Annotated in this window: 4 protein-coding genes; all 4 read right to left on the minus strand. The window is 43.5% G+C overall.

The window, feature by feature from the left end; genetic code table 11:
- Positions 1-479: 479 nt before the first annotated feature.
- The 4 genes from U2P89_RS05275 to U2P89_RS05290 all read right to left on the minus strand — a co-directional run bounded on the left by U2P89_RS05275 (position 480) and on the right by U2P89_RS05290 (position 6,587).
- Positions 480-1,886: a hypothetical protein gene (locus U2P89_RS05275; RefSeq protein WP_322190819.1), complete on the minus strand. Its 1,407-nt coding sequence runs from the start codon at positions 1,884-1,886 to the stop codon at positions 480-482.
- Between the two features lie 185 nt (positions 1,887-2,071).
- On the minus strand, positions 2,072-2,647 hold the full coding sequence (locus tag U2P89_RS05280; RefSeq protein WP_322190820.1) for an RNA polymerase sigma-70 factor: 576 nt from the start codon (positions 2,645-2,647) through the stop codon (positions 2,072-2,074).
- Positions 2,648-2,936: 289 nt separating this feature from the next.
- The gene (locus U2P89_RS05285) at positions 2,937-5,282 is read right to left on the minus strand and encodes a glycoside hydrolase family 3 N-terminal domain-containing protein (protein ID WP_076928348.1); all 2,346 of its coding nucleotides are present in this window, start codon (positions 5,280-5,282) and stop codon (positions 2,937-2,939) included.
- Between the two features lie 225 nt (positions 5,283-5,507).
- Positions 5,508-6,587, minus strand: a complete 1,080-nt coding sequence (locus U2P89_RS05290; RefSeq protein ID WP_322190821.1) for a family 16 glycosylhydrolase — start codon at positions 6,585-6,587, stop codon at positions 5,508-5,510.
- Positions 6,588-6,719: the final 132 nt, after the last annotated feature.

The raw sequence follows: 6,719 nt of genomic DNA on the forward strand, positions 1-6,719 counted from the left end.
ATTTCCCTTCTATTTCTTTGTCAATGGTTTGAGGGAAGTGCGAAACATGAGTAAAAGTATTAGCCGGAGGCAACTCGCTTTAATCATATACTTGTGTGAACTTTTTCGCTAAGCTAAATGAGCAAAGGACAAGTTTGCTTACACTATGCCATAGCGAGAACTATTTCGATAAGCGAGTACAGAGGCAAAACTTGTTTTGACTATGTTGAGCGTAAAAATAGTACAACAACAATTGAAAAAGTCTAACTTTAGTGATAATGATTATCATGCGCGTTTCATACAACAAATAACATCAAAGGGCAACTTTGATAAAGTCTTTTTATCCCTTTTTATATTTACTTGACGTATGAGAAAGGAAATACCCTATGTTAAAAACGTTTTTTTAATTTTGAGAAACTATTCTGTTAGTACGCTATATAAGTAATGACTACATGATCGCACAATTTCTCTAAGAAGTTATCTCCTTATTTTTTATGGCATTAGGGTTCCAAAAGGAACATCCTCAACACGGAAATTCTTGTAGCATATAATACAGAGAGGAACATATTGATCTGGTGATGTTCAGTATGGATTTCGGGATCATTGAACAGGAACAAACTCTCTATACCTGCCAGATCATAGGTTGACGCAAAATAGTGAAGCATCACAACTTGCCATTTTACATATTCGTACGGGGTGATCTCCTTTCTGTCCCCAAATAAAGATTTGAATGAAAGTTCCGTTTTCTTCAGCTTTTTATCCTGAATTTTAGCTGTCTTATCTTCCAATTTTAAAAGGGCGTAATCGGGATATTGATCAAGAGCCTGGGCTATTCTGGCTTTTTTTTCCGTAGGATCATTCAGACCTTGTAACTCGAGAAACGTGACATATGGGAGTTCACCCCACTTCTCACGCACATATTTTTGCAACTTTGCATCTTCAATCTCTTTAGTCAAATAAGACAAGTCTTCATAAGCGATCTCATCTTTATTTTGCAAACCCATCATCTGGTAGCAAGCGGCATTCGTGATGGTATAATCACGCGCTTCTTTCCTCCATTTCGTAATCCATCTGTTTACATCCTCAAAATCGACAAGATCATCATACAATATATCGGTCAACGCTTCTATTCTTTTGAAACTCTCATCGTCATCCGGGTCCTCATCGCCCCGGTCATCGCCAAACTCATCATCATCTAAATGTTGGGTTAATTTCAGGAAAATCGCTGCATTTCCACTATAACTGTTATCGATATATTCTTCGTGGAAAATGTCCAGGTCATCCCAGTCGTCTTCATCATCCCAGTCGTCATAAGACTCGTCAAACATTGGATTATTACCCCCTAAGAGATAATCAAAATGACCTGCTCCCAGTCTCTTTTTCAGGCTATTGATAATAGTGTTGGCTATTGTATCATCTTCTAAGGGGCCTTGTACGAAAAGCGGTTTTCCATTTTCACCTCCACACGCTATTTCAATCAAGGGTATATCGTCGCTATCTTCTTCAAGCATATATTGAGTAGTGGATAGAAAATCCTTATGGGGTTCAAAACCGATATCTTCAGCATATTCCCACCCGGCATGTATAATGTTATGAACCAAACCGTAATCGCTTTCAACCATATTAAGGCCCGTATCTAATTTACGCTTATATTCGTCAAATTCATACTCCGGAATATTAAATTCGTATAATGTGTCCTTTATTCCAAGACATTTCAGGTCGACAAGATATGAACAGTAGGTTATATTTCCGTTGATATGCTTACGGGCAATGGTCACGTGCGCAATACCCGCATCCTCCCAGTCTTCATTGACAAAGCACTTGTATATAGGAAGATTACGGGCTCTTTGGCGAATATAGTTTTCCGGGGAAAGTATTTGCGGGGACTGTTTCTCCTTCTTCTTCATAATCAATTACCATACAGGGGTGAATAATGACGCCTCAATGCAAAAATACAATAATAATTAGAGATAAACGTTTTTTCACACGCAAAACTTAATCATATTATGCTTCTTTGCATAATGCTTTTTTGCATAATGCAAGCGATGTTCAACAACAGAAAAAGGCCTTTTTATAATGCAGTGTTTTAAATCTAAGTAATGCTGCATGTGAGCAATACCAATGGGAGATAATCCTTCAGTTCGGCTCTTAATACGCTTAGCGCCTTGCTGATATAAGCTTCTACCGTTTTAGGAGAGACGGACATCTCCTCCGCTATCTGATGATAAGTCATATTCTCAAACCGGCTCAGTTCAAAGGCTCTCCTCACGTTTTCGGGTAGCTGCTTCAAGGCAGTATGAAGCATTTGTTCCAGTTCTCCAATGGTATAAATCACTTCGGGGGTATCGGTGGTGGCGGAAACGGCCTGCTTCTCCGCATAATACTGTCGCACAGACTGTTTACGGAGATAATCCGTACAATTATTCTTTACACTGGTGATGAGCAAATTCTTAAAAGAGGAGGTGATTTCGATCTTTTTCCGGTTTTTCCATAAATGAAAGAAAGTATCCTGAACAATATCTTCACACGCTTCCGGCGAAGAGATGTAACGTTGTGCAAAGACACAGAGGGCAGGATAGAAGTCGAAAAACAACTCTTTAAACGCTTCCTGATCGTCTTGAAAGGCAATTCTCCTGAACAGGTTCTCCAATACTGCACTCTCTGCCATCTGCTACAAAATAAGTATCCTGAATTTTATTTTTCTTCACGGACTTTTTGCAAAGATGCAAAAAAATATTTAATCAGGAAACTGTAACCTTATAACTACTCATTCTGATTTTTTGGCTTCCTTCAAAATAACAAAAATCGCCGGAATGAGAGAGTCGTATCCGACGATTTTTGTTATAGGAACCTGCATCATCCTTTTAGGATTTGTTACAAGTAATCCGGGCAGGACACTCACCAATAATTACATTGGCATATTGGTACATTATCACATTAAATTAAATATCTATACTTTACTTATTCGGCCTATCCCAACCCCGGGTTTCCGTGCACCGGATCATGGCAATCTGGTCGCCCGCCTGTAGTTTGAACTCGCCTGCTTCCAGCGTCCACTCTCCTTTTTCATTTACAAAGGCAAGGTCGTCGGCTGCCAGTTGCAGTGTAACGGTTTTGGTCTCACCCGGTTCGAGTGTTATCTTTTCAAATGCACGCAGACGGCGTACATCGGGCGAAAGGGAGGCTACCATATCGCTGCTGAAGAGCAGTACTGCCTCTTTTCCTGCCAACGCTCCACTGTTCTTTACATCCACGGTCACCGTCAGCAGATCACCCGACACGAAATCTTTCTTGTCCACTGATAAATTGGTATACTCAAATGTAGTATAACTCAGTCCGAATCCGAACGGATACTGTACCGACGTCTGCGCTCCGTAATCGTAAGCGCCTTCCATTTTACCGTCTATATTCTGGCTTGGCTTATGATCGTAGGTGATCAACCCATGCTCGAATCTCGGGTAGGTATAAGGCAGTTTTCCACTTGGATTGACATCTCCCGTAAGAATATCGGCCAGTGCATCTCCCCCGAAATTACCCGGGAGATAAAGCTGAAGTACCGCTTTGGAATCCGGTTCAATCTTACGGATCAGTCGTGGGCGTCCTTCATTTAATACCAGTATGACCGGTTTTCCTGTCTTTTGGAGCGCCAATGCAAGGGCTGTCTGATTCTCTGACAGCGCCAATTCATCCAGGTTACCCGGTGTTTCACAATAGGAGTTCTCTCCTACACACAACACAATATAATCGACCCCTGCCGCGGCAGCTACCGCTTTTCCAATCTCAGGCGAATTTTCTTCGTAATACTGGCCATCCATCTTATAGGTAACTCCCGGCTCATATCTCACGTTCGCAGCGCCGAATTTATTTTGCAAGGCTTCGTAGATAGTGTTGTATTCTTGAGCAAACTCTTCGGTTTTTTCTCCCTGCCATGAATAACTCCATCCACCGTTGAGGGTACGCATAGAGTGCGCATTAGGGCCTGTCACTAAAATACGGACATTGGACGGTAACGGCAGGATGTTGTTTTCATTTTTCAACAGGGTGATCGACTCATCAGCGGCCGCTTTTGCTACCGCTTCACTCTCACTGCTCCCAAAGTCGGGATATTCAGAACGTGACCAGTAAGGATGCTCAAAGAGCCCCAGACGAAATTTCATCCGCAATACCCTACGTACTGCATCGTCAATCCGCTCCATGGGTATCTCACCTTCTTCTATCAGTTCTACTAAAGTAGGACAAAAGGCAAGATTATACGGCTCCATCACCAGGTCAATACCGGCATTGATGGCCGTTTTCACTGCCTCTTTATAATCTGTGGCGATCCTGTCCCGCGAGAGCAGATTCTGTACATCGGCCCAGTCGGTCACGATTACCCCGTCAAACGCGAGCTCTTCTTTCACCCATTCAGTCAGTAGCCGATAATCGGCATGGGTGGACACGCCATTGATGATACCCGAATTAACCATCAGCGAAAGTGCCCCGCCTTCTACTATAGAGGCCCGAAAGGGTTCAAAATATTTCTCACGCAATTCACTTTCTGAGATAAGAGCCGGTGTACGGTCTTTACCCGAGACAGGTACTCCATAACCCATATAATGCTTTACACAGGCGGCAATATGGTGGCTCCCTACATTGTTGCGGTCATTACCCTGAAACCCGAGTGTGGAGGCCACTCCCATCCGGGCATTGAGATAGGCGTCTTCACCGTAGCTCTCCCATTGACGCGACCAGCGGGCGTCTCTTCCCAGGTCCATAGTAGGAGCGAAAGTCCAGGGAATATTGCTGGCGCGGGTCTCATAAGCCGTAATACGGGAACCCTCTTTCATTAGATGGGTGTTAAAGGTGGCAGCCATCCCAACACCTTGCGGGAAGAAGGTAGCACCGGCGGTATAAGTAGTCCCGTGAATAGCATCAATGCCATAGAGCACCGGTATACCTGTCTCAGCCAACGCTCTCTCCTGTATGGTACGGACCGTTTTCTCCCACACCTCTGTGGTACGTGCCCGGTTGTTGGCGGTATTCAGGATGGAACCCACCTTGTATTTACCAATCACCGTATCCAGCATAGCAGGATCGATTTCGAAAGGCTCATCACTGAAATAGAGATTTCCTCCTTTTCCGATCACATCGACAGTGAATTGTGCCATCTGGCCTACTTTCTCCTCGAGGGTCATCTGCGCCATGACACTGTCGATCCGTTTTTCGATACCGGCATCCAAACCCAAGCCGGATGCTTTTTTATTTCCCCCGTTACAGGCACCCAGCAGAAGTACCGTTAGGATAAAAAAACTGATTTTTTTCATTTGATGTTACATTGAAATTAGAAGTCTGAAGTGAAGAAGTCCAAGAAGTGGAGAAGTTCAGAGTCTTGTACTAAACTCCCAAATCCGAAATCCCAATTCCCAAATCAAACATCCTAAATTTTTCACTTTTCACTTTTAGTTTTTAGTTTTTCACTATATAGATTTTCTATCGTCACTCGGCATAATCAAAACAAGTTTTTCTTCTGCCCTCGTTCCTAAGAAAATTCACTTTTTCTGATATACTCTTACGTAATCAATTTCATAGGAGGCAGGCAATGCCGATTCATCTACCCCTTGGGCGCCCCCCCAGGATCCGCCCCAGGCCAGATTAAGCTTCAGATAGAATGGATTGAAAAAAGGCCACGTATCCTTGTTCCCTGCCTTATCATTGGGAAAATGGAAATATTCAACTCCATCGACAAACCCTTTGATATAATCGGGAGTCCATTCAGTAGCATAGACATGGAATTCGGTTGAAGCATTCTGAATGGTTCTGGATGCACCTTTCTGTGTTTGATTCGTGTGATTGTATGCTTTGGTATGCACGGTAGAATGCACGACATTTGGATCATAACCCACATATTCCATAATATCGATCTCACCGTCATCGGGCCAAGCAGTAAAATTTTTCGGCATCATCCAGAAGGCGGGCCAAGTACCTCTCCCAACCGGTAATTTCAGGCGCGCCTCAAAATAGCCGTATATCCAGCTTTTATCCGTATTCATACGGATGGAATAAACCGTTCCGTCTATTTTTTTTGCAGTGATAGTGAGAATACCGTTTTTTACGACAGCCAATTGCTCTCCATCTTTATCACCGCTGACATAGTGCTGCAGTTCTCCATTTCCCCAGCCTCCGCCACCGGTTTCGTACCACCATTCGGAGGCATTGGGGCGATCGCCTTCGTCAAACTCGTCGTTCCACACCAGGGTATAACCTTCCGGAGCCTCGACATTGGGCACCGGTTTGCCTTCCTGTTCTACCGGAATACTGACCCGTCGGGTTCCCGCTTTAACGACAACCGCACCTTCACGCGCTGAAGTACTCGTGTTGGCAGCAATGGTTACCGTTATCGTCCCGGTAGTATTGACGGAACCCGTAGGACTGCAGGTAATCCAATCTTCGTTACTATAGGCGGCCCACTCGCGGTCAGCCGTAACATCAATAGTCGAAGTCTCCTTACTATAACCTGCATAAATTTGGGTGGGAGAACAAGTAACGCTCCCGCTTGCTTCAATTTCGTTGTCTTTACTACTGCAGCACACTATAGCAAGCGCAAGTACCGACAAAAAAAACAGCTTCATTTTATTCATAATCATATAATTAAAAGCATGTACGGCAAAACCATGATGCCGTACTATGCTATAGATTCATTATTTTACACTATTAACCGACAAAAACTCAATATTTGCCGGTTTTATTTTTATATCATTCAG

The sequence above is a fragment of the Proteiniphilum sp. genome (assembly GCF_034331125.1).
In the GTDB taxonomy this organism is placed as follows: Bacteria; Bacteroidota; Bacteroidia; order Bacteroidales; family Dysgonomonadaceae; genus Proteiniphilum; species Proteiniphilum saccharofermentans.

Excerpts from the sequence above, each read along its gene's own strand:
- U2P89_RS05275 (WP_322190819.1), bottom strand. The coding sequence starts at position 1,886 with ATGAAGAAGAAGGAGAAACAGTCCCCGCAAATACTTTCCCCGGAAAAC.
- U2P89_RS05280 (WP_322190820.1), bottom strand. The coding sequence starts at position 2,647 with ATGGCAGAGAGTGCAGTATTGGAGAACCTGTTCAGGAGAATTGCCTTT.
- U2P89_RS05285 (WP_076928348.1), bottom strand. The coding sequence starts at position 5,282 with ATGAAAAAAATCAGTTTTTTTATCCTAACGGTACTTCTGCTGGGTGCC.
- U2P89_RS05290 (WP_322190821.1), bottom strand. The coding sequence starts at position 6,587 with ATGAAGCTGTTTTTTTTGTCGGTACTTGCGCTTGCTATAGTGTGCTGC.